At 61.7% G+C, this 19,009-nt stretch carries 18 protein-coding genes; 11 read left to right on the top strand and 7 right to left on the bottom strand.

The annotated features are described in order from the left end of the window. Window positions 1-3: 3 nt before the first annotated feature. Entirely contained in the window at window positions 4-2,685 is a 2,682-nt protein-coding gene (locus ACZ5U1_RS14515) for a bifunctional acetate--CoA ligase family protein/GNAT family N-acetyltransferase (RefSeq protein WP_464780608.1), read from the bottom strand. A gap of 386 nt (window positions 2,686-3,071) precedes the next feature. On the opposite strand from ACZ5U1_RS14515, the gene ACZ5U1_RS14510 reads away from it, so the two are divergent. The 8 genes from ACZ5U1_RS14510 (at window position 3,072) to ACZ5U1_RS14475 (ending at window position 9,557) form a co-directional block, all read left to right on the top strand. Beyond that, window positions 3,072-4,955, top strand: a complete 1,884-nt coding sequence (locus tag ACZ5U1_RS14510; protein ID WP_464780607.1) for a PAS domain S-box protein — start codon at window positions 3,072-3,074, stop codon at window positions 4,953-4,955. Next, window positions 4,924-5,562 (top strand): response regulator transcription factor, encoded by a 639-nt coding sequence (locus ACZ5U1_RS14505; RefSeq protein WP_464780606.1) that lies wholly within the window; start codon window positions 4,924-4,926, stop codon window positions 5,560-5,562. The genes ACZ5U1_RS14510 and ACZ5U1_RS14505 overlap by 32 nt, the downstream gene beginning before the upstream one ends. Before the next feature lie 130 nt (window positions 5,563-5,692). After that, window positions 5,693-6,022: a response regulator gene (locus tag ACZ5U1_RS14500; RefSeq protein ID WP_464780605.1), complete on the top strand. Its 330-nt coding sequence runs from the start codon at window positions 5,693-5,695 to the stop codon at window positions 6,020-6,022. A gap of 2 nt (window positions 6,023-6,024) precedes the next feature. Further along, window positions 6,025-6,300: a response regulator transcription factor gene (locus ACZ5U1_RS14495; protein ID WP_464780604.1), complete on the top strand. Its 276-nt coding sequence runs from the start codon at window positions 6,025-6,027 to the stop codon at window positions 6,298-6,300. A gap of 135 nt (window positions 6,301-6,435) precedes the next feature. Beyond that, complete coding sequence (locus ACZ5U1_RS14490; RefSeq protein ID WP_464780603.1) at window positions 6,436-6,864, top strand: CBS domain-containing protein; 429 nt, start codon at window positions 6,436-6,438, stop codon at window positions 6,862-6,864. 16 nt (window positions 6,865-6,880) lie between these two features. Next, a complete protein-coding gene (locus tag ACZ5U1_RS14485) occupies window positions 6,881-8,224 on the top strand; it encodes an erythromycin esterase family protein (protein WP_464780602.1) in 1,344 nt (447 codons plus the stop codon). Between the two features lie 2 nt (window positions 8,225-8,226). Continuing rightward, window positions 8,227-8,883: a dienelactone hydrolase family protein gene (locus ACZ5U1_RS14480; protein ID WP_464780601.1), complete on the top strand. Its 657-nt coding sequence runs from the start codon at window positions 8,227-8,229 to the stop codon at window positions 8,881-8,883. Then, complete coding sequence (locus ACZ5U1_RS14475) at window positions 8,880-9,557, top strand: phosphoribosyltransferase (protein WP_196226911.1); 678 nt, start codon at window positions 8,880-8,882, stop codon at window positions 9,555-9,557. The genes ACZ5U1_RS14480 and ACZ5U1_RS14475 overlap by 4 nt, the downstream gene beginning before the upstream one ends. Before the next feature lie 20 nt (window positions 9,558-9,577). Here the strand turns inward: ACZ5U1_RS14475 and ACZ5U1_RS14470 are convergent, their stop codons facing one another. Together ACZ5U1_RS14470 and ACZ5U1_RS14465 are read right to left on the bottom strand one after the other, a co-directional pair. Beyond that, window positions 9,578-9,730, bottom strand: coding sequence for a hypothetical protein (locus ACZ5U1_RS14470; protein ID WP_449469558.1), 153 nt, complete (start codon window positions 9,728-9,730; stop codon window positions 9,578-9,580). A 38-nt stretch (window positions 9,731-9,768) separates the two neighbouring features. Then, window positions 9,769-10,101, bottom strand: coding sequence for a hypothetical protein (locus tag ACZ5U1_RS14465; RefSeq protein ID WP_464780600.1), 333 nt, complete (start codon window positions 10,099-10,101; stop codon window positions 9,769-9,771). A 116-nt stretch (window positions 10,102-10,217) separates the two neighbouring features. On the opposite strand from ACZ5U1_RS14465, the gene ACZ5U1_RS14460 reads away from it, so the two are divergent. Together ACZ5U1_RS14460 and ACZ5U1_RS14455 are read left to right on the top strand one after the other, a co-directional pair. Then, entirely contained in the window at window positions 10,218-11,186 is a 969-nt protein-coding gene (locus tag ACZ5U1_RS14460) for a 1-phosphofructokinase family hexose kinase (RefSeq protein WP_464780599.1), read from the top strand. A 29-nt stretch (window positions 11,187-11,215) separates the two neighbouring features. Beyond that, window positions 11,216-11,635 carry a CBS domain-containing protein gene (locus tag ACZ5U1_RS14455; RefSeq protein ID WP_464780598.1) on the top strand — a complete coding sequence of 140 codons (420 nt, stop codon included), beginning with the start codon at window positions 11,216-11,218 and terminating at the stop codon, window positions 11,633-11,635. A 65-nt stretch (window positions 11,636-11,700) separates the two neighbouring features. Here the strand turns inward: ACZ5U1_RS14455 and ACZ5U1_RS14450 are convergent, their stop codons facing one another. Genes ACZ5U1_RS14450 through ACZ5U1_RS14435 form a run of 4 tightly spaced genes read right to left on the bottom strand, consistent with a single transcriptional unit; the run spans window position 11,701 to window position 16,329 of the window. Continuing rightward, complete coding sequence (locus tag ACZ5U1_RS14450) at window positions 11,701-12,585, bottom strand: ribose-phosphate diphosphokinase (RefSeq protein WP_464780597.1); 885 nt, start codon at window positions 12,583-12,585, stop codon at window positions 11,701-11,703. Then, window positions 12,582-14,069: a thymidine phosphorylase family protein gene (locus ACZ5U1_RS14445; RefSeq protein WP_464780596.1), complete on the bottom strand. Its 1,488-nt coding sequence runs from the start codon at window positions 14,067-14,069 to the stop codon at window positions 12,582-12,584. Before ACZ5U1_RS14445 ends, ACZ5U1_RS14450 begins: the two co-directional genes overlap by 4 nt. 44 nt (window positions 14,070-14,113) lie before the next feature. Beyond that, entirely contained in the window at window positions 14,114-14,785 is a 672-nt protein-coding gene (locus ACZ5U1_RS14440) for an NAD(P)H-dependent oxidoreductase (RefSeq protein ID WP_464780595.1), read from the bottom strand. A gap of 14 nt (window positions 14,786-14,799) precedes the next feature. Then, complete coding sequence (locus ACZ5U1_RS14435; RefSeq protein ID WP_464780813.1) at window positions 14,800-16,329, bottom strand: MBL fold metallo-hydrolase; 1,530 nt, start codon at window positions 16,327-16,329, stop codon at window positions 14,800-14,802. A 216-nt stretch (window positions 16,330-16,545) separates the two neighbouring features. On the opposite strand from ACZ5U1_RS14435, the gene ppsA reads away from it, so the two are divergent. Next, on the top strand, window positions 16,546-18,978 hold the full coding sequence (gene ppsA / locus ACZ5U1_RS14430; RefSeq protein WP_464780594.1) for a phosphoenolpyruvate synthase: 2,433 nt from the start codon (window positions 16,546-16,548) through the stop codon (window positions 18,976-18,978). Window positions 18,979-19,009: the final 31 nt, after the last annotated feature.

Below are 19,009 nucleotides of genomic sequence, written 5' to 3'. Positions count from 1 at the left end.
TCTTCAGGTCGGATTGGCCGCTGCCATGCCTTTTCTGGCGATACGAATGGTTGGATCGTCCGGATCGACGATCGTGACGAAACCCAGCTCACGCTCCATCCGCAGCGCCGCGTCATGATCGGCGCACTCGACCGATTCAACCATGCCGATGCCTTCCGACTTTGCATAGCTCAGCACATGTTCGAACAATGTCCAGCTTATCCCCTTGCCTTTACTGTCCGTCCGCGTGGTAAGCGCAATTTCCGCCCGGCTGCGGTCGGGGTCCGTCGCCAGCATGGCGATCGCCATGACCTCTCCACCCTCTTCACCGAAAGCCAGGAAGCTGATCGTCCGAACATAGTCCACCCGCGTCATCATGGTGATCTGCTCATGCCGCACCTTGGGAACCCCGGACATGAAGCGGAAGCGCAGGTCTTCGGCTGAAACATGATCGAAGAAGCTTGCGACAGCCGCCTCGTCGTCCGGCCGTACCGGTCGCACATGAAAACGGACGCCATGCTCCGTCACAAGGTCGGCAGCCCAGCCTTCCGGCGGCGCGCGCAGCACGAGGCGTGATTGAGACGCTGGCTCGGCGGTGATACGCGCCCGGGCATCCAGCGCGATGACGCCCGCCGCGCTTACCAACAGGGGATTGATGTCGAGTTCAATCAGGTCGGGCAGATCGACCGCCATCGCCGACACGGCGTCCAGCACATCGGCGATGCTCTCCACATCGGCGGGCGGCACGTTGCGGTATCCGGCAAGCATGGCCGAGATGCGTGTTCGCGCGATCAGGGCACGTGCGCCCGCATGGTCGAGGGGAAGAAGGTCGATAGCCTTGTCGTGCAGAATCTCCGTGGCGGTGCCGCCCGCGCCCGTCATGATGATCGGGCCGAATGTCGGATCGGTCGCGATGCCGACTATCATCTCGGTGCCGCCCTCGGCCTGAATCATGTCTTCCACGGCAAAGCCCTGGATGCGCGCGTCCGGGAAATCGCGTTGGATTCGTCGTTCCATGTCTTGTGCGGCGGCAACTGCCGCATGAGCATCGGGCAGGTTGAGCGCCACTCCGCCCACATCCGATTTGTGCGGCAGATCGCGAGAGACGATCTTGACGGCATAGGGCGCGCTCAGCCAGCAGCAGGCTTCCTCCACTGCTTGCACGGACGCGGCAAAGCGGGTTGGCGCGATGGGGACACCATAGGCTTCCAGCAGCTTCTTCACCTTTAGCTCGGACAGCAGCGTGCATTTGTCCGCCTGTGCGCTGGCGATAATGGCGCGGGCAGCGGCGCGGTCGGCCTTGACCTCGCGTGTTTGCGCGGGTGCATCGGTCAGGCTTCTGCGAATGCGGCGCGCCTGCGCCAGATAGCCAAAGGCGCGCACGGCGTCATCTGGCGTGGAAAATACGGGGATGCCTGCCGCCGTGAAGATGGACCGTACTGCATTGGCGTTTGCGTCGCCGAGCCAGCAGGCAAGGACGGGCTTGCATATGCGCTCTTGTACCGCCGCGGCGACTTCCCGGCATATCGCCAGCGCCGTCTCGCCTGCTTCGCTGCGTGCCGTGGGGCAGTTCATCACCAGCACTGCGTCGCTTGCCTCGTCCCGCAAGATGGCTCGTAACGCAACGCTGTATCTGGTCGCGTCGGCATCGCCCAGCACATCAACGGGATTGCTGCGCGACCAATCGGCGGGCATGTCCTCCTCCAATATTGCCTGCGTTTCCGGGGTCAGCTCGGCGAGCTGAGCACCGGTTCGTGCAAGGGCGTCGACCGCCAATATACCGGCGCCCCCGCCATTGGTGAGGATCGCCAGCCTGTTGTCAGCGATAGGCTTGCAGGTGCAGAGGATTTCGGCGGCATCGAAAAGCTCCGTGAGGCTGTCGACCAACAGGATGCCCGCCCTGGCAAAGGCCGCCTCATAGACATCATAGGCGCCGATCATGGCGCCGGTGTGGGACAGCGTTGCCCGGGCGGCCAGCTCGCTCTTTCCAGCCTTGATAGCGATGATGGGTTTGGTGAGCGCCGCCGCCCGTGCCGCCACCATGAATTCGGCTGCCTGGGTTACGCCCTCGACGTAGAGAAGAATGGCGTGGGTGTGCGGGTCGATCGCAAGCAGGTCGATGAGGTCGCCAAGGTCAGCGTCGGCCATGTCTCCGGCCGAGATGATGGCGGAAAACCCGACGCTGCGGGTCTGCGCCCAATCGAGCACGGCGGTAATCAGCGCGCCGCTTTGAGATATGAGGCCCAGATGGCCGGGCTTTGCCCGGGTGCGTGCGAAGGTGGCGTTGATCCTGGCATGGGGAGACATGATGCCAAGACAATTGGGGCCGACGATCCGCAGGTCATGCCGCTTCGCCGCGTCCAGCACCTCGCCGCGAAGGCCCCCAGCATCGGTCAGCCCGGCTGAAAGGATCACGGCGCAGCGCGTGCCGAGCCTCCCCAGCTGATCGATGATTGGAGCTACCGTCGATGCCGGTGTCATGACGATCGCTAGTTCAGGCGCCTCCGGGAGGTTGTCGATGGTCGCGAACCATGTCGCGCCTTGTCGGGCGACCGGATGCGGATTGACGACATGGACTTTGCCCTCAAATCCGTCGGCAAGCAGATTGTCGAGCACCAGGGTGCCGACAGCTCCCTTGCGCTCCGATGCTCCGACCAGAACTATGCTTTTGGCATGAAGAAGGGGCGACAGGTTGCGGATCGTCATGGCTCGTACAGTCTTTCACTCAAATGCGCCGCTGGCGCTTGCCTGAGTGATCCTAGGGGATGCGCTGCTCTGGCCGACATTCGTAAATGCCGCAGGCAAATCGCCGAACGGGATTTGAGGAGCATCATCGGTGGAGCGACGCGCGACCGGGCCTCCTTTTTGGAAACTTGCCTAAGTCGAGCAATGCTCATCTGCCGTGAACGGTAGTGAGTCGATGATAAACACGGCCGTCAGTACGAATCCTATTGGGACAATAACTTAGAGCTGAAAAATAATCATGTTGATTTTCATAATTTTAAATCAGCATTCATCAGTTCGTATTTCTTGGCGAGCCTGGAAGAGATAGCGTCGTGTAAGCGAAGTGAATTCCTTCGACAGGTGAGGCAGTGCTCAAGCGGATAACCGCGCCCTTGGCTGGCTATGCGGCGACTGTCCTCGCTGTTGCAATCGCATCGGCGGAGCGGATTTCATTAGATCCCTGGCTGGGCGACAGGTCGGCCTATATGCCATTTATCGTCGCCGTCATGGCCATCGCGCTGTGGGTGGGTGAAGGGCCAGCAGTCCTTGCCACATTGCTCGGCATTGCCGCGAACTTCCTTTTCCTGGGCAGGCCCGCCGTCCAAGGCCACGACATATTCGAAGGGGTCATGTTTGGCGCCACAGCCGCCATCATCATCCTGATGATCCGTTTCGTTGTTAAGGCCAACCTGCGTTTGGAGCGGGCTGAATTGGCGGCGAAGGCGAGCGAACAGATGGCCATGGAGCTGAACCTGTTGATCGACGGTGCTCAAGGCCTGGCCATCTACATGCTCGATCCGATGGGGCGGGTCACGATCTGGAACCGGGGGGCCGAGCGGCTCAAGGGATGGACCGAGGAAGAGATACTGGGCCAGCCAAGCGCCCTATTCTATCCCAGCGAAGCCGTTGCCGTCGGCAAGCCGCAAGCCGACATCGAGCGCGCGCGCAAGGAGGGAAGGTTCGAGGAAGAGGATTGGCGGCTCCGCAAGGATGGGTCGGAATTCCTTGCGGCCGTCAGCTGGACGGCTCTTTACGACGAAGGCGGGGAACTGCGGGGCTTTGCGAAGATCATTTCCGATATCACCGAAAAGCGTTCCGCCGAAGACCGGTTGCGTGCCCACGAAAGCCAATTAACCGCCATCTTGTCTACCGTCCCCGATGCCATGGTGGTCATTGATGAAAGCGGCAAGATGCTCTCGTTCAGCGTTGCGGCAGAGGCGCTTTTCGGTTTCACGGAATCTGAGGTGTTGGGCAGGAATGTGCGAATGCTCATGCCGTCGCCGGATCGTGAGCGTCATGACAGCTATATCCACCGTTATCTGGAAACCGGTGAAAAGCGGATCATTGGCAAGGGGCGGGTGGCCTTTGGCCAGCGGGCCGATGGATCGCTCTTTCCGATGGAACTGTACATCGGGGAAGCGGTGCGGGGAAATGAGCGGATATTCACCGGCTTCGTTCGCGATCTTACCGAACGACGTATGATTGAGCAGCAGATGGCGACCTTGCAGGCCGAACTCATCCACGTGACGCGGGTCAGTGCGATGGGCACCATGGCCTCAACGCTGGCGCATGAGCTTAATCAACCGATCGCGGCGGTCACAAATTATGTCGAGGCGGTTCGCGATCAGATGACCAGCCCCGACAAAAGCGAATGGCCCATGATGCGGGAAGCGCTGGGGGAGGCCGCCAGCGAAGCTCTGAGGGCGGGGCAGATTGTGCGTCGGCTTCGGGAATTTGTTTCGCGAGGCGAAGTGGAAAAAACCATCGAAAGCTTGCCCGACCTTGTGGATGAAGCCTCCGTGCTGGGACTCGCGGGATCGCGGGAGATGGGGATTGAGGTGCATTTCGATCTCGATCCCGGTGCGTCACCCGTGCTGGTCGATAAGGTTCAGATCCAGCAGGTCCTTATCAATCTTATTCGGAACGCGTGCGAAGCGATGGCCGATAGCCCGATTAAAAGGCTCACCATTTCAAGCCGTGCCGAAAAGGACGGTAACATCCAAATCACCGTATCGGACACCGGTTGCGGCATGGCGCCAGGTGTCGCCAAGCAGCTGTTCACCGCATTTGTCAGCACCAAACCCGAAGGGATGGGCCTGGGTCTGTCCATATGCCGCACGATCGTGGAAGTGAACGGCGGCAAGATATGGATGGATACGCACAAGGGGCAAGGCACCGATTTCCATTTCACCCTCATTCGAGCGCAGGCGGAGGAGGCATATGACCGACAGGAAGCTCATTCACATCGTTGATGACGAGGATTCCATCCGGCGATCGGTCGGCTACATGCTCAAGACCTCAGGCTATGCGGTCGAGGTGTGGCGTTCCGGGGCCGAATTTTTGAAGGATTTGCGATCGGTGGAGGCGGGCTGTGTCCTGCTGGATGTCCGCATGCCCCGAATTGACGGTCTGGAGGTACAGCGGACCATGGCGGAGCGCGGGATCACGATGCCTGTCATCATCATGACCGGTCATGGCGAGGTATCGGTGGCCGTGCAGGCGATGAAGGCGGGTGCGGTCGATTTTCTGGAAAAGCCGTTTGAAAAGACCATATTGATCGACGCGATCGAGCGCGCTTTCGGCCGCGTCCGCTCTGCCCAGGGTGCAGCGGCACAGGCCGCCAGTGCCGACGTAATCATTGGCGCCCTGACGGCACGCGAGCGCGAAGTACTGGAAGGACTTGCTCAGGGCCTTCCCAACAAGACGATCGCCTATGATCTTGGCATATCTTCGCGGACGGTGGAGGTGCATCGGGCTAACCTCATGACAAAACTGCATGTCCACAGCCTGTCAGATGCGCTGCGGATCGCCTTTGCCGCGAGGATGGGACAGAAGGACCTGACTGGGATCAATACTTAAAGACGTAGCGACGCCGCCGTGCCACCACTCGCGCATGTTGTTGAATCCTGCGGCGCAAGGCGCGAAGACAATGGCCGACCTACCAATCCCCATAGTCATACTGGACGACGACGCGGGATCTAGGAGGTCGATGCAACTCCTGTTGCAGGGACGAGGGTTTAACGTCCGCTCCTTCGCGATATCGGAATTGCTGATCGCCGAGGTGAAGGCGAATAATCCGGCTTGTCTGGTGACCGATTACCTGATGGCGGGGCATGACGGCCTTCAGGTGCTGGCTGCGCTCCGCTCGGCGGGATGGAAGGGGCGGGCCATAATGGTGACCGCCTTCGGTTCGACCGAATTGATGCAGAAGGCGATCGCGCACGGCTTTGATGCGGTGCTCGACAAGCCTTGCAAGGAATCCGCGCTCGTCAATGCGGTTATCGATGCGAGGACGCGGGACGTGGATCCGCAGGTGTGACCATGATGGGCATAGGCAAGAAGCAGCCACAGCGACGCTCTTCCGCTGTCGCCCTGGACCTTTTGACGCCGCGCGAGCGTGAAGTGCTCGTGGCGGTCGCCAATGGCCTTACCAATCGGCAGACCGGCGAGTTGCTGGGCATCAGCCACAGAACCGTCGAGGTCCATCGCGCGAGGTTGATGCGCAAGCTGGAAGTGCAATCGGTGGCCCAGCTTGTTGCGCTTTATCTTCTCAAGGGCTTGCCACGCTCAAGCGTCGACAGCGCCCCGACCCCATAGCGGTCCTCAAGGCAGCCGTCCGCTATCATGCCCGGCCCGCCTGACACTTCGTATATTCCCCAATACCTATTGCCGCCGATTTCGCGATCATTGTGTCTGAGTCCATTTGATCACGACATGGATTGGAGGAAATCGATGACCTATGTGTCGGAAGTCATGCATCCCGGAGTCGATCGGGTGGCGCCGGACACCGGCCTCGCCGAACTGGCCCGGATCATGAGGGAAAAGGATATAGGCGCGATCCCGGTGAGCGATGGCGACACGCCGTTGGGGATCGTGACGGATCGGGACATCGCCTTGCGCGGCTTTGCCGGGAACGGACAGGCGAAAGCGATGACAGCCGCAGACATCATGTCGAAACCGGTCGTCTTCTGTCATGCCGACGACAGCATCGAGGATGCGATCAGGGTGATGGAAAGCCGACAGGTGCGCCGTCTGCCGGTCGTAGATGATCAATCGAACATGGTCGGTATCCTGTCGCTGGGTGACGTCTCGCACTGTGGTCACCGCGATCTTGCGATTGAAGTCATGGGAGCCATCACGCCTGAGGGAATGACATCCTGACGATGTGAGGAAGAAGATGACCCAGGCAACGATGTTTGACCGCTCGACCACTCAAGCGTCCGATGAGCTTGTCCAGGCCCTCAGGCACCATGCTGAGCCATTGCCCTCTCCCGACAAGGTGGAGGATTTCGGTGCCTGTTTCGATCGGTTCGGAGATGCCAGGGTCGTTCTTCTGGGCGAGGCGACACATGGAAGTTCCGAATTCTACCGGGCACGCGCCGCGATCACCCGTCGGCTGATAGAGCGGCACGGCTTCACGATCGTGGCGGTAGAAGCGGACTGGCCCGATGCCGCGCGCATTGACGATTATGTGCGGCACCAGGCGCCGCGTCCCAGGCGGGGCGATGTGTTCGTGCGCTTCCCGACATGGATGTGGCGCAACCAGGAAGTGCTGGCCTTCGCCGATTGGCTGCGGGGACATAATCAGGGCTTGGCGGAAGCGCGCCAGGCATCCTTCCATGGCCTGGATGTCTACAGCCTCAGCGAATCCATCCATGCCGTGCTTGCCTATCTCGACAAGGCCGACCCGGACGAGGCGGAGGACGCGCGCCGCCGCTATGGATGCCTGACGCCGTGGCAGGATGAACCCGCGCACTATGGACGGGCGGTCACTCTTTCGGGTGGCAAAGGATGTGAAGATGGCGTGGTGGCGCAGCTTCGCCAGCTTCTCGACCAGAGGCTGGACCTGCTCAAACAGGATGGCGAGGCGTGGTTCGATGCCTATCAGAACGCCCGCATCGTTCGTGCCGCGGAACGCTATTATCGCGCCATGTACCGCAGCTCGACCGAAAGCTGGAACCTGCGCGACCGGCACATGTTCGAAACGCTCCAGGCGCTGATGGCGCATCGCGGCAGCGGAACCAAAGCGGTCATCTGGGCGCATAACAGCCATGTCGGCAATGCAGCCGCAACGGCGATGGGTTGGCAGGGTGAATTCAACATCGGCCAGCTTTGCCGCCTCGCCTATGGCGACGATGCTGTGTCGATCGGTTTCGGGACTGACACCGGACTTGTCGCGGCGGCCAGCGACTGGGGTGGAGCGATGGAGATCAAATCCGTCCGCCCCGCACGCCCGGACAGTTATGAACATGCGTTCCGGCGCACCGGCGTCGTCCGCAGCCTGACTGACTGGCGGGGACCGGGCAAGGAAGCGCTGCGGGATTTGCTCGGCCACACGCTTTTGGAACGCGCGATCGGCGTCGTTTATCGGCCCGAAACGGAACGGCTCAGTCATTATTTCGAGGCTGTGCTGGCGGAGCAATTCGATGCCTGGGTCTGGTTCGAGCAGACCTCGGCGGTAACGCCATTGGGTCCGGAACGCCCTTCAGGCGCGCCGGAAACCTGGCCTTTCGGATTGTGACCATGACGCAGATAACGGTGAACCGGCAGGATGTGACAATCGGCAGGCATGGGCTGAGGGCCTTTCTCGACATGCCGGATGGCGCGACGGGACTGGTGATATTCGCTCATGGCAGCGGCAGCGGGCGACACAGCCCGCGCAATCAATATGTCGCCGCTGGTCTGCATCAGATCCAGCTCGCGACTTTGCTGGTCGACCTGCTGACGCCGCAGGAAGAGCTGGACCGACGCAATGTCTTCGACGTGCAATTGCTTGCGCGCCGGTTGAGGGAGGCTGCTGACTGGGCCGACGGCATGGCGCCGCTCGCCACGCTGCCGCTTGGCTATTTCGGGGCAAGCACAGGCGCGGCAGCCGCCATCATTGCCGCTTCGATGCCGGATGACAGGGCGGTTGCGGTTGTGTCTCGCGGCGGCAGGCCGGACCTCGCGGGGGCTGAAGCTCTGGGCCGGATTCGTGCCGCGACGCTCCTGATCGTCGGCAGTCTGGACCGTGATGTGCTGAACCTCAACCATGACGCAAAGGCGCTCATGACGGCGCCTGCGGAACTGGTCATCGTGCCCGGGGCCAGCCATTTGTTCGAGGAGCCCGGAACGCTCGATCAGGTCATCAGCTTGGCCAGACGTTGGTTCAACTCTCACCTGAAGGGGGAGACCCGATGAAGCCTCAATCCATGCTGTTTCACGATCGTCGTGATGCAGGCGTCCATTTGGCCAAGGCGCTGGCACGTTTTGCGCCGAGCCATCCGTTGGTGCTTGCCTTGCCGCGAGGAGGCGTGCCGGTCGCCTTCGAGGTGGCAAGAGCGCTTGATGCCGACCTGGACCTTCTCTTCGTGCGCAAGCTCGGTGCGCCGGGTTACGAGGAGCTGGGCATCGGCGCGGTGGTCGATGGGGCAGAACCGCAACTTGTCCTCAATGAGGAAATCGTGCGGCAGCTGGCCCCCACGCCGGACTATATCCGTACCGAGATGCGCAAGCAGCTGGCTGAAATCGATCGGCGTCGGCGCGTCTATCTGGGGAATAATGAACCCATTCCGGTAGCGGGCCGTACCGTGATCGTGGTGGATGACGGCATAGCGACCGGAGGCACGATCAAGGCGGCGCTGAAGGGCATGAGCAAGGCGCATCCCGCGCGGCTCATTCTGGCGGTTCCGGTAGCGCCTGCGGCGGTGATCGCAGGTCTGCGGGAGGAATGCGACGACATCATCTGCCTTTACGAACCCCATCCCTTCTATGCGGTCGGCGCGCATTATGTGGTATTCGATCAGACGAGCGATGCCGAAGTGGTCAAGCTGCTGGCTGATGCGCGTCGCCAACGGAACACCCAATCAGCGTGATTGTGGCCTGTAAGGCAAATTCAGCCCAGTTCGTGCTGCAATAGCCCGTTCAGGATGATCCATAGCCATTCTCCGCTGATCAATTGAGCGGCCAGCAGGGTAAGGATCAACGCGGCTGCGACTATGGCCAATATCAGCCATAGACGTGTCGCGGGCCTGTCCCGTTGCGTCATGGTTACTCTCCGGCGGGCCAGCAGTGCACGGTTCGGCCTCAAGGGTTGGTCCGGCTGGCGACCACGGCCGATCCGTCGGGCTGGATCTGGATGAGATGATAAGCCTTGTCCTCGCATTGCGCCCTCCAGGCGGCGGACGGCGCGGTGGTTCCGGGCATCGGGCCGCTGTCAATCACTTGCTGGCAAGGCAGGCCAGCATCCCGGATAGCACGGAAAAAGGCCGCATCCCGGGCCTCTTTGGGCAAGGCCGCGATCTCCTCGACATAGTTCATCGTCGAACCATTCGCCTGGGGCGCGGGCGCTTCCGTCTCGTTCGCCGGTTTACACGCGCTGATGATCAGCACAGCGGCCAATAGCGGAAGTGTTCGCATTGCGATGCTCCTTCAACTGACAAGATGGAGAAACCTATTTCCCACGTCCCGGATGCGTCGCCCATCGGGACATATACTTATTCCAGCCGCCGGGAGGGGCGCATAGCCTCACGGGCATGAAGAGGATCGTCACGCTCACGATGAATCCGGCCATCGATGTCGCCTATGAGGCGGATCGGGTCTTTCACACCCGCAAGATGCGGGCGCGCCAGGAACATTATGATCCGGGCGGGGGTGGCATCAACGTGGCTCGGGTGATTGCGCGGCTGGGCGGCACGGCGCGCGCTTATTATCTCTCTGGTGGAGCAACCGGACCTACGCTCGACGGGCTGCTGGATCAGCATGGGCTGGTCCGGTTCCGCATCCCCATTGCAGGCGACACCCGCATCAGCACAGCCATCTATGAACGGGAGACGGGTAAGGAATATCGTGTCGTGCCACAGGGGCCAGAGCTGACGGCCGAGGAATGGCAAGCTGCCCTGCATCATCTCGATGGTCCGCAGGCGGAATTTCTTGTCGCCAGCGGATCGCTGCCTCCCGGCGTGCCGGACGATTTCTACAGCCAGGTGCGTCAGTTGGCGCAGCGCCACGGCATGCGCCTCATCCTCGATACTTCAGGCAAGGCGCTGCAAGAGGCGGTCAGCGGCGGGGGCCTCTATCTTGTCAAACCCAGCATCGGTGAGTTGCGGCAACTGGTTGGCCGAGCGTTGATGGAGGAAAGCGAAATCTGCGCCGCCGCGCAGGAAATCGTGGATGGCGGCAAGGCGGAATATGTGGCCGTGACGATGGGCCGCGACGGCGCGATACTGGCTAGCCGCTCAGGGACCTGGCGATTGCCTGCCATCCCTGTGGAAACCAGGAGCGCGGTCGGGGCTGGCGACAGTTTCCTGGCGGCAATGGTGTTCGCGCTTGGCTGTGAGCGTGATCCCGTCGACGCATTCCGTTACGGGATTGCCGCAGGTGGAGCGGCGGTGCTCACGCCCGGAACCGACCTGTGCCATCGCGAGGATGTCGAGCGCTTGTTCGCCCTCGTGCCGTCCATTGCGCCATCACAGGAAACATGTCGGGTCGGCGCACAAGCGTAATCTGACCAAAAGGAAGAAGGATGATGGTCATGAAAGCCAGCGACATCATGACGCTAGGAACGGCCAGCACCACAGCGGACGCTTCTCTGGCTGAAGCAATCCGATGCATGAGCGATCACCGCATCAGTGCGCTTCCCGTGCTTGATCGGGAAGGCCGCTTGCAGGGCATTGTCTCGGAAGGTGATTTCTTCAGGCCGGATCGGGGATTGTTCCGGCTCGATGCTCTGGTCAAAGCCGAAAGCGCGGAACGCGCACATCTGCTCAGTTCCAAAACAGTTTCGGACATCATGTCCGTGCCGCCGGTCAGCGTGGATGGAGACGCGTCGTTGGAAGAGACAGTGGGCATCATGGCGCAGCATGGGGTGAAACGGCTCCCCGTCATGTCGCACGGCAAGCTGGTCGGATTGATCAGCCGCGCCGACATTCTGCAATTCCTGGCGGATAGATGATCTTACAGCATTTTCGAGGCAGATGATGCCATCTGCTGGCTCGGAAAATGCGGGAAACAGAAGACTTAGACCAGCCTGTTGTCGCGCAAAGCGGCGCCGATCAGGGGCGCAAGATGGGCCTTGTTCGTAGGTCCATCGATACTGTCGCTGCTGAAGATGGGTGCGATGCCCTCTGCCTTCATGATCGCAAGATCGTCGGCACTCGCCAGGCAATGTGTCACGATCGCTTCAACCGATGTCGCGCCTGTGTCGTGCAGAAGCCGCGCCGCCTCGATCAACGTCCGCCCGCTGGCAATCATGTCGTCCACCAATAAGGCGCGGCGGCCACGAACCTTTTCGATGTCGGGGATGGCAAGCCTGACCTGCCTGTCGCCCAGCCTTTGCTTGGTCGCCACCAGCGTGCTGAGGCCCAGCGGTGCTGCGATAGCTTCGGTCCACTGACGGGATTCACTGTCCGGCCCGATGATGACGGGATCATCCCGCGCGTCGATCAGGGTAGCGAGAAGGGGCGCGGCGGATAGACTGATCGCAGGGATGCCGGGAATGACCTCGCTCAGGGCGGCTATGCGATGGAGATGAGGGTCGACCGTCGCCAGTCCGTCGAAATGGTCGGCTATCAGGCCGCCGATGACTTTCTGGCTGACAGCTTCTCCAGCGCGGAAGGCTTTGTCCTGCCGCATATAGGCGAGGTAAGGCGCAACCAGGATGACGCGTTCCGCACCCTGATCGCGCGCCGCCGAGGCCGCCAGCAACAGTTCGATGATCTTGTGGTCGGGATCGTCGAGTGAGCGATAGAAAATGGCGGTTCGGGCGGGCGTCGGTACTCGGATCAGGCATTCCCGGTCGGGAAATCGGTGGACCTCGACGGCGATCGTCGGGATGTCCAACAGCGATCCCAGCCTGCGGGCCGGTGCCATGCCATCATCGAAGGCGAAGAGGGCCGCGCTCATCGAGCGACCTCATATCCTGAATCTTCCATCGCCAGATCGCGCGCGAAGCCCAGGCCGGTTCGCGACTGGGCATGGATACGGTAAAGCGCTTGCCCCTTGCGGACATCGCTGCCCACCTTGTGCAGCAGATCAATGCCCGCGCCCTTGTCCATCGGTGCACCGGCAAGCCGGGCGATGCGCGCTATGCGATGGCAATCAATCGCCTGCACTCGTCCGTCATGGGGGGCCTGAATCTCGTGAACATGCTCGCCCGGCGCATGTTTGGCCGTCTGCCGCCCCTGCGCCTCGATCAGCCGTTCCATCGCCGCAAGTGCTTCGCCCGAGGCGAGCAGTTCCATCGCCCGTGCATAGCCTCTGCCGCCCCGCAGCGCGGGATCGAAATCGAGCACTCGTCCGGCCAGAAACAGGGCATGTTCGCGTAGGTCCGGTGGAGCATCGCCGTCGTTGCGCAGCACGGCCATGACATCGCGTGCCTCAAGTACCGGGCCGACGCCGCGTCCGACAGGCTGTGATCCGTCCGTGGTCACGATATCGATCACGAGGCCGATCTTGTCGGCGACATGCTCGAACAGTTTGCGCAGCCTGACTGCATCATCCTGTGTGCGGACCTTCGCTGTTGGGCCGACGGGTATGTCGAGCACCAGATGCGTGGAACCCGCCGCCAGTTTCTTGGACAGGATGGACGCGACCATCTGGTCGAACGTGTCGATCCGCAAGGGCCGCTCCACAGAGATCAGCACATCGTCCGCTGGCGACAGGTTCACCCGGCCGCCCCAGGCCAGCACCGCTTTTTCCCGAGCGACGATAGCCCGCATGTCCGCTTCGCACATGTCGACATTGGCGAGCACTTCCATCGTGTCGGCCGTGCCGGATGGAGAGGTGATCGCGCGTGACGAGGTTTTGGGCATGATGAGGCCGTGAGCCGCTACGATCGGCACCACGATCATCGATGTGCGGTTGCCCGGAATGCCGCCGATGCAGTGCTTGTCCACCACGAGCGGGGCTTTCCAGTCGAAACGGTTGCCGACATCGGCCATCGCGCAGGTGACCGCCAGCGTTTCCTGCGTGCTCATGAAGCTGGCGCAGGCGACCAGAAACGCGCCGATTTCCATGGGGGAATAGCGATGCGCGGCGATGTCCCGGATGATGGCTGAAATTTCGTCATCCTGCAGGGTGTCGCCGTCGATCTTGCGACGGACAAATTCCAGGCTGGCCGGGGGCATTGCCTGTGCGATCGCTACGGGCGAACCTTCGGGCAGGCCGAGCCGCCTGAACGCCTGCTCGCCCAGGCCAATCTCTCCCGGTTCCAGCAGGGTCGGCTCATCCACGAGCGCCAGCGTCGCGAGGATTTCGGCACTGTCCCCGCTGACCCGTATCTTGCGCAGCGCCTGAAATTGTTCCGCAGAATAGCCGTTGCTTTGGCGCAGGAGAAAGGCGGTGTTTTCCGGATAAGTGTCGATCGCCAGACGCTTGATCGTCAGCATGGCCTGCCCACCTCATGTCGTTGCCGTTCGCCCATCGGGAATTTTCAGCTTCCGTCGCTCGTGCGTGGAGGCAGGGGCGTTCCAAAAAGTTCCTCGGCCACGCGCGCAGAGATATTGGCGGCACGATCGCGGACTCGCTGGAGCTGGCTCTCGAAAAAGGCAGCGTCCGCGCTCTCTACCACGTCCCCAATATGCAGCGCCTCGGACGATTGCATCGCAAAGGCGCGGAAGAGGTAGGTGCCCGAAAGCGCGCGAAGCGCCTCTGTCTGACCCTGGGCGTCAAGCCAGTCCTCCGAAGCACCAGAGGTCGTGATAGCGCAGAGATGACCCTTGCCGAGCAGTCCTTCACCCGACTTGTCCTGAACCTGACGCACAGTCGTTCCCGCGCCCAGAACGCGATCGATATAGCCTACAAGCATGGCTGGCGGCATGCCGAACCAGATCGGAAAGACGAAGACGACCACATTGGCGCCGCGCAATATGTCCAGTTCCGCCTTTACGTCGGGAGACAGGTGATAGTCCTTGCGATCAGGCCGCTCGCCATTCTTCAGCACCGGGTCGAAATTCATGGCGTAGAGGTCGCGCAGGATAGACTGTTGCCCCGCAGCCTCCACGGCCTGGCAATAGGCATGGGCGATGGCGGCGTTGAAGCTGTGGGGATCAGGGTGCGCGAGCACCACTGCATGCCGGATATCAGAAGGAGCAGCACGGGGCATCGGAACCTCCATCTTCACTTATGGCGATGTCTCGCCTCCTCATATCCATCGAGTATGCGCCGCATCTGGGCTAGGGCCTCGCGGCGCGCCCGCTCGTTCCTGATGCGGCCGAGATGCTGTTTGAGATGGGTGATAAAGTCGGCATAATCATTCTGCCAATCCGGCCCGCTAAGCTGTTCCATGTCCACGCGACCTGTCTGGATGCGCTTCGCCTTCGTTCCCGGCTCAAGCGCGTAGACCTCGCCGATCTGCGGCGCGATGATACTGGCGGCGGGATCGTCTGCCTGAACGAGGGTCCGCAACGCTGCCACCGCTTCGGGTTCGCCATGATCCAGGAACAGGCTGCCGGCTATCGGTCGGCGCTCACTGATCCAGTCGTGCAGTTCGTCGCGGTCGGCATGGGCGGAATAGCTGTCGATCCGCCGAATGCGCGCGCGTACGTTAACGTCCTCGCCGGAGATACGGACACGCTGCGCGCCGTCGAGCAGGACCCGGCCAAGCGTGCCCTTCGCCTGGAAACCCACGAACAGGACCGTCGATTCCCGACGGAAGAGATTATGCTTCAAATGATGGCGGATGCGGCCTGCCTCGCACATGCCCGATGCCGCCATGATGATCGCGCCCGACATGGTGTTGAGCCGAATGGATTCCGTGACATCCTCGACATAATGGATCGAGGGATGCCGAAAAATATTCTCGCCGCCCATATCCTCCAACTCCGAGGCATGAGCCGCGAACACCTTGGTCGCCCGGCTCGCGAGCGGTGAGTCCACGAAGATCGGGACGTTGGGAATCCGGTTGGCATCGGCCAGCTTGGCAAGGTCGAGGAGCATTTCCTGCGTCCGCTCGAGCGCAAAGCTGGGGATCACGAGATTGCCGCCGCGGCTCAAGGCATCCTTGATCTCGGCCTCAAGTTGACTGCGGCGCTGCTCGATCGTGAATTTATCCCGCGCGCGATCGCCATAGGTCGCTTCGCAGACCACATGATCGACGCCGGTCGGCGCTTGCGGGTCGGGATGGAAGGCCTTGTTGACCGGCCCCAGGTCTCCCGACATCAGCAGGCGCACGCCCGCTGCCTCGATTTCCACGGACGCCGCGCCCAATATGTGCCCCGCATTCCAGAAGCGCGCGCGAAATCCGGGCGCCGGATCGAACCAGTCGCCCAGCGGCACAGGACGACTGAGCCGCCAGGCGTCCAGCGCATCCTCTTCGGTGTATAGGGGCACAAACAGCCTCTCGCCCGCTCGGTCGCGGCGTCGGTTACGGCGATCCGCCTCGCTTTCCTGGATCCTGCCAGCGTCCGCCAGCATATATTCCAGCAGGTCAGACGTCGCGGGCGTGCACCATATTGGCCTCTTATAACCCTGCGCCGCCATTTTGGGCAAAAGACCGCAATGATCGATATGGGCATGGGTCAGCACGACCGCGTCGATCTTGGCGGGGTCGAAGCTGAAGGCGCCGTGGTTCAAAGTTTCAAGCGTGCGCGATCCCTGGAACAGCCCGCAGTCGACAAGGATGGCCCGGTCGCCCAGCCGCAATTCCATGCAGGAGCCCGTGACCGTGCCTGCCGCGCCGTGGAATGTCAGAGTCAACGCTGAACTCACGCGAACTTCTCCCACTCATCTTTTCCCCGATCATAACTCAATAGGCCAAAGAAGGAGAGAGGCAGTCCGTAGTTATACGGATGAGGCGGTCCCACGCCTGTCATCCGTATCATTCCCAATGTTCCTGATGGCATGGCCCCTGCAAACTCCCGCCCCATGACCACACAAACGCTAGCTGCGCCCCCGCCCGTCAAGGATGACGTGATCGTCTGGTTCGATGCGCTCGGCCGCGCCGATGTCGGCCGCGTGGGTGGCAAGAACGCTTCTCTTGGCGAGATGGTCGCCATACTCGGCAAGGCAGGCGTGCAGGTTCCGCCGGGCTTTGCAACAACGGCGTGGGCCTATTGGGCGCTCATCGACCATAACCGCATTGGGGATCGACTCGCGGCGATCGTCGCGCAGTATCGGAGCGGGACGATGCCGCTTCATGAAGCGGGTGAGGCAGCCCGCCGCCTGCTTCTGGATGCGGAACTGCCGCCGCAAATCGCCGAACCCATTATCGCCGCTTATCGAGATTTATCGCGCAATGCCTGCAAGCAGGAGGTCGCTGTCGCGGTGCGATCCAGCGCGACAGCAGAGGACCTGCCGGACGCTAGCTTCGCAGGGCAACAGGAAAGTTTTCTCAACGTCGTTGGCGAGCGCGCATTGCTCGACGCATGTCGGCGTTGTTTTGCCTCGCTCTTCACCGACCGGGCGATTGCCTACCGCGAGGCCAAGGGTTTCGACCATCTGCGGATCGCGCTTTCCATCGGCATCCAGATCATGGTGCGATCCGATCTGGCCGGGTCGGGCGTCATGTTCTCGATCGATACGGAGACCGGATTTCCGCGCGTCGCCGTCATCAGCGCGGCCTGGGGCTTGGGCGAGACCGTGGTGCAGGGCCGCGTCGATCCCGACAGCTATCTGGTCTTCAAGCCTTTCCTTTCGGACGGGCGACTGAAACCGATCGTGGAGAAGCGGATCGGTGCCAAGGCACAGAAGCTGGTTTACGCGACGGGCGGCAGCGCGCGCACCCAACTGGTCGATTGCAGACATCACGAGCGCGAGCATTATGTCCTGGAAGACGAGGAGATACTGGAACTGGCGCGCTGGGCCGTGCTGATCGAGCAGCATTATGGCTGCGCGATGGACATGGAATGGGCCAAGGATGGGGAAAGCGGCAAGCTCTTCATCGTGCAGGCGCGACCGGAAACCGTGCATGGCGCGCGATCCGCCACAGCGCTCAAAACCTGGCGGCTGACGGCCAAGGCGCCCGCGCCGCTCGCCACGGGCGCAGCCGTCGGCGACGCGATCGCGGCCGGGTCGGCCTGCATCATTCGCAGCACCGATGACATAGCGAGCTTTGTCGATGGAGCCATCCTCGTCACCGACAACACCGATCCTGATTGGGTGCCCGTCATGCGGCGCGCGGCGGGCATCGTCACGGATCATGGCGGCCCGACCAGCCATGCGGCTATTGTCAGCCGCGAGCTGGGCGTCCCTGCGGTCGTGGGCACCGGCGATGCCACTAGCCGCATCGCGGCGGGCCAGGAAATAACGCTCTCCTGCGCCGAAGGCGACCGGGGTCAGGTCTATCCCGGCCGGTTGCCTTTCACAGGCGAAGAGGTCGATACGGCCAGCCTGCCTGCAACGCGGACGCAGTTGATGCTGAACGTCGCCAGTCCTGCCAAAGCCTTCCGCTGGTGGCGGCTCCCATCTCATGGCGTAGGCCTGGCCCGGATGGAATTCATCATCAGCAATCTCATTCGTGTGCATCCGATGGCACTTGCCCACCCTGATCAGGTGACGGACATCGCCGAGCGCCGCGAGATTGAAAACCTGACCCGCGGCTACGCCAATCCCCGCGATTATTTCATCGAAACATTGGGTCGAGGCATTGGGAAGATTGCCGCCGCGCACCATCCGCATCCTGTGATCGTGCGCCTATCCGACTTCAAGACCAATGAATATGCCCATCTGCTGGGCGGCGCCGCGTTCGAGCCGCATGAAGAAAATCCCATGCTCGGTTTCCGGGGGGCGTCACGCTATTATCATGAACGGTATCGCGACGGCTTCGCACTCGAATGCCGCGCCATCCGGTTCGTGCGGGAAACGATCGGCTTTGAAAATGTCATTGTCATGATCCCCTTCTGCCGGACGCTGGCCGAAGCCGACAAGGTTGTCACCGAAATGTCGCGCCATGGGCTGATGCGCGGCGAACGGGGGTTGCAACTCTACATGATGGCGGAAATCCCGGCCAATGTGGTCCTCGCTGAACAGTTTGCCGCCCGTTTCGACGGCTTTTCGATCGGCTCTAATGATCTGACGCAACTCGTCCTTGGCGTCGATCGTGATTCCGATCTGCTCGCACCGCTGTTCGACGAGCGCGATCCGGCGGTAATGCAGATGATCGCAGATCTCATTGCCCGCGCACGAAAGGCGGGCGTCAAGGTGGGAATATGCGGACAGGCGCCGAGCAACTATCCCGAGTTCGCGGAATTCCTCGTGCGCGAGGGCATTGATAGCATCTCCCTCAACCCCGACAGCTTCGTTGCCACCCTGAAAACCGTTGCCGTCGCGGAGGCCAGGCAGAAATCTCCGGTTGCATGATGTCAGGTGCAGCATCTTATAGGTGCAGATC

The sequence above is a fragment of the Sphingobium sp. TomTYG72 genome (genome assembly GCF_055394715.1).
This window is presented reverse-complemented; position numbering and strand designations above follow the sequence as displayed.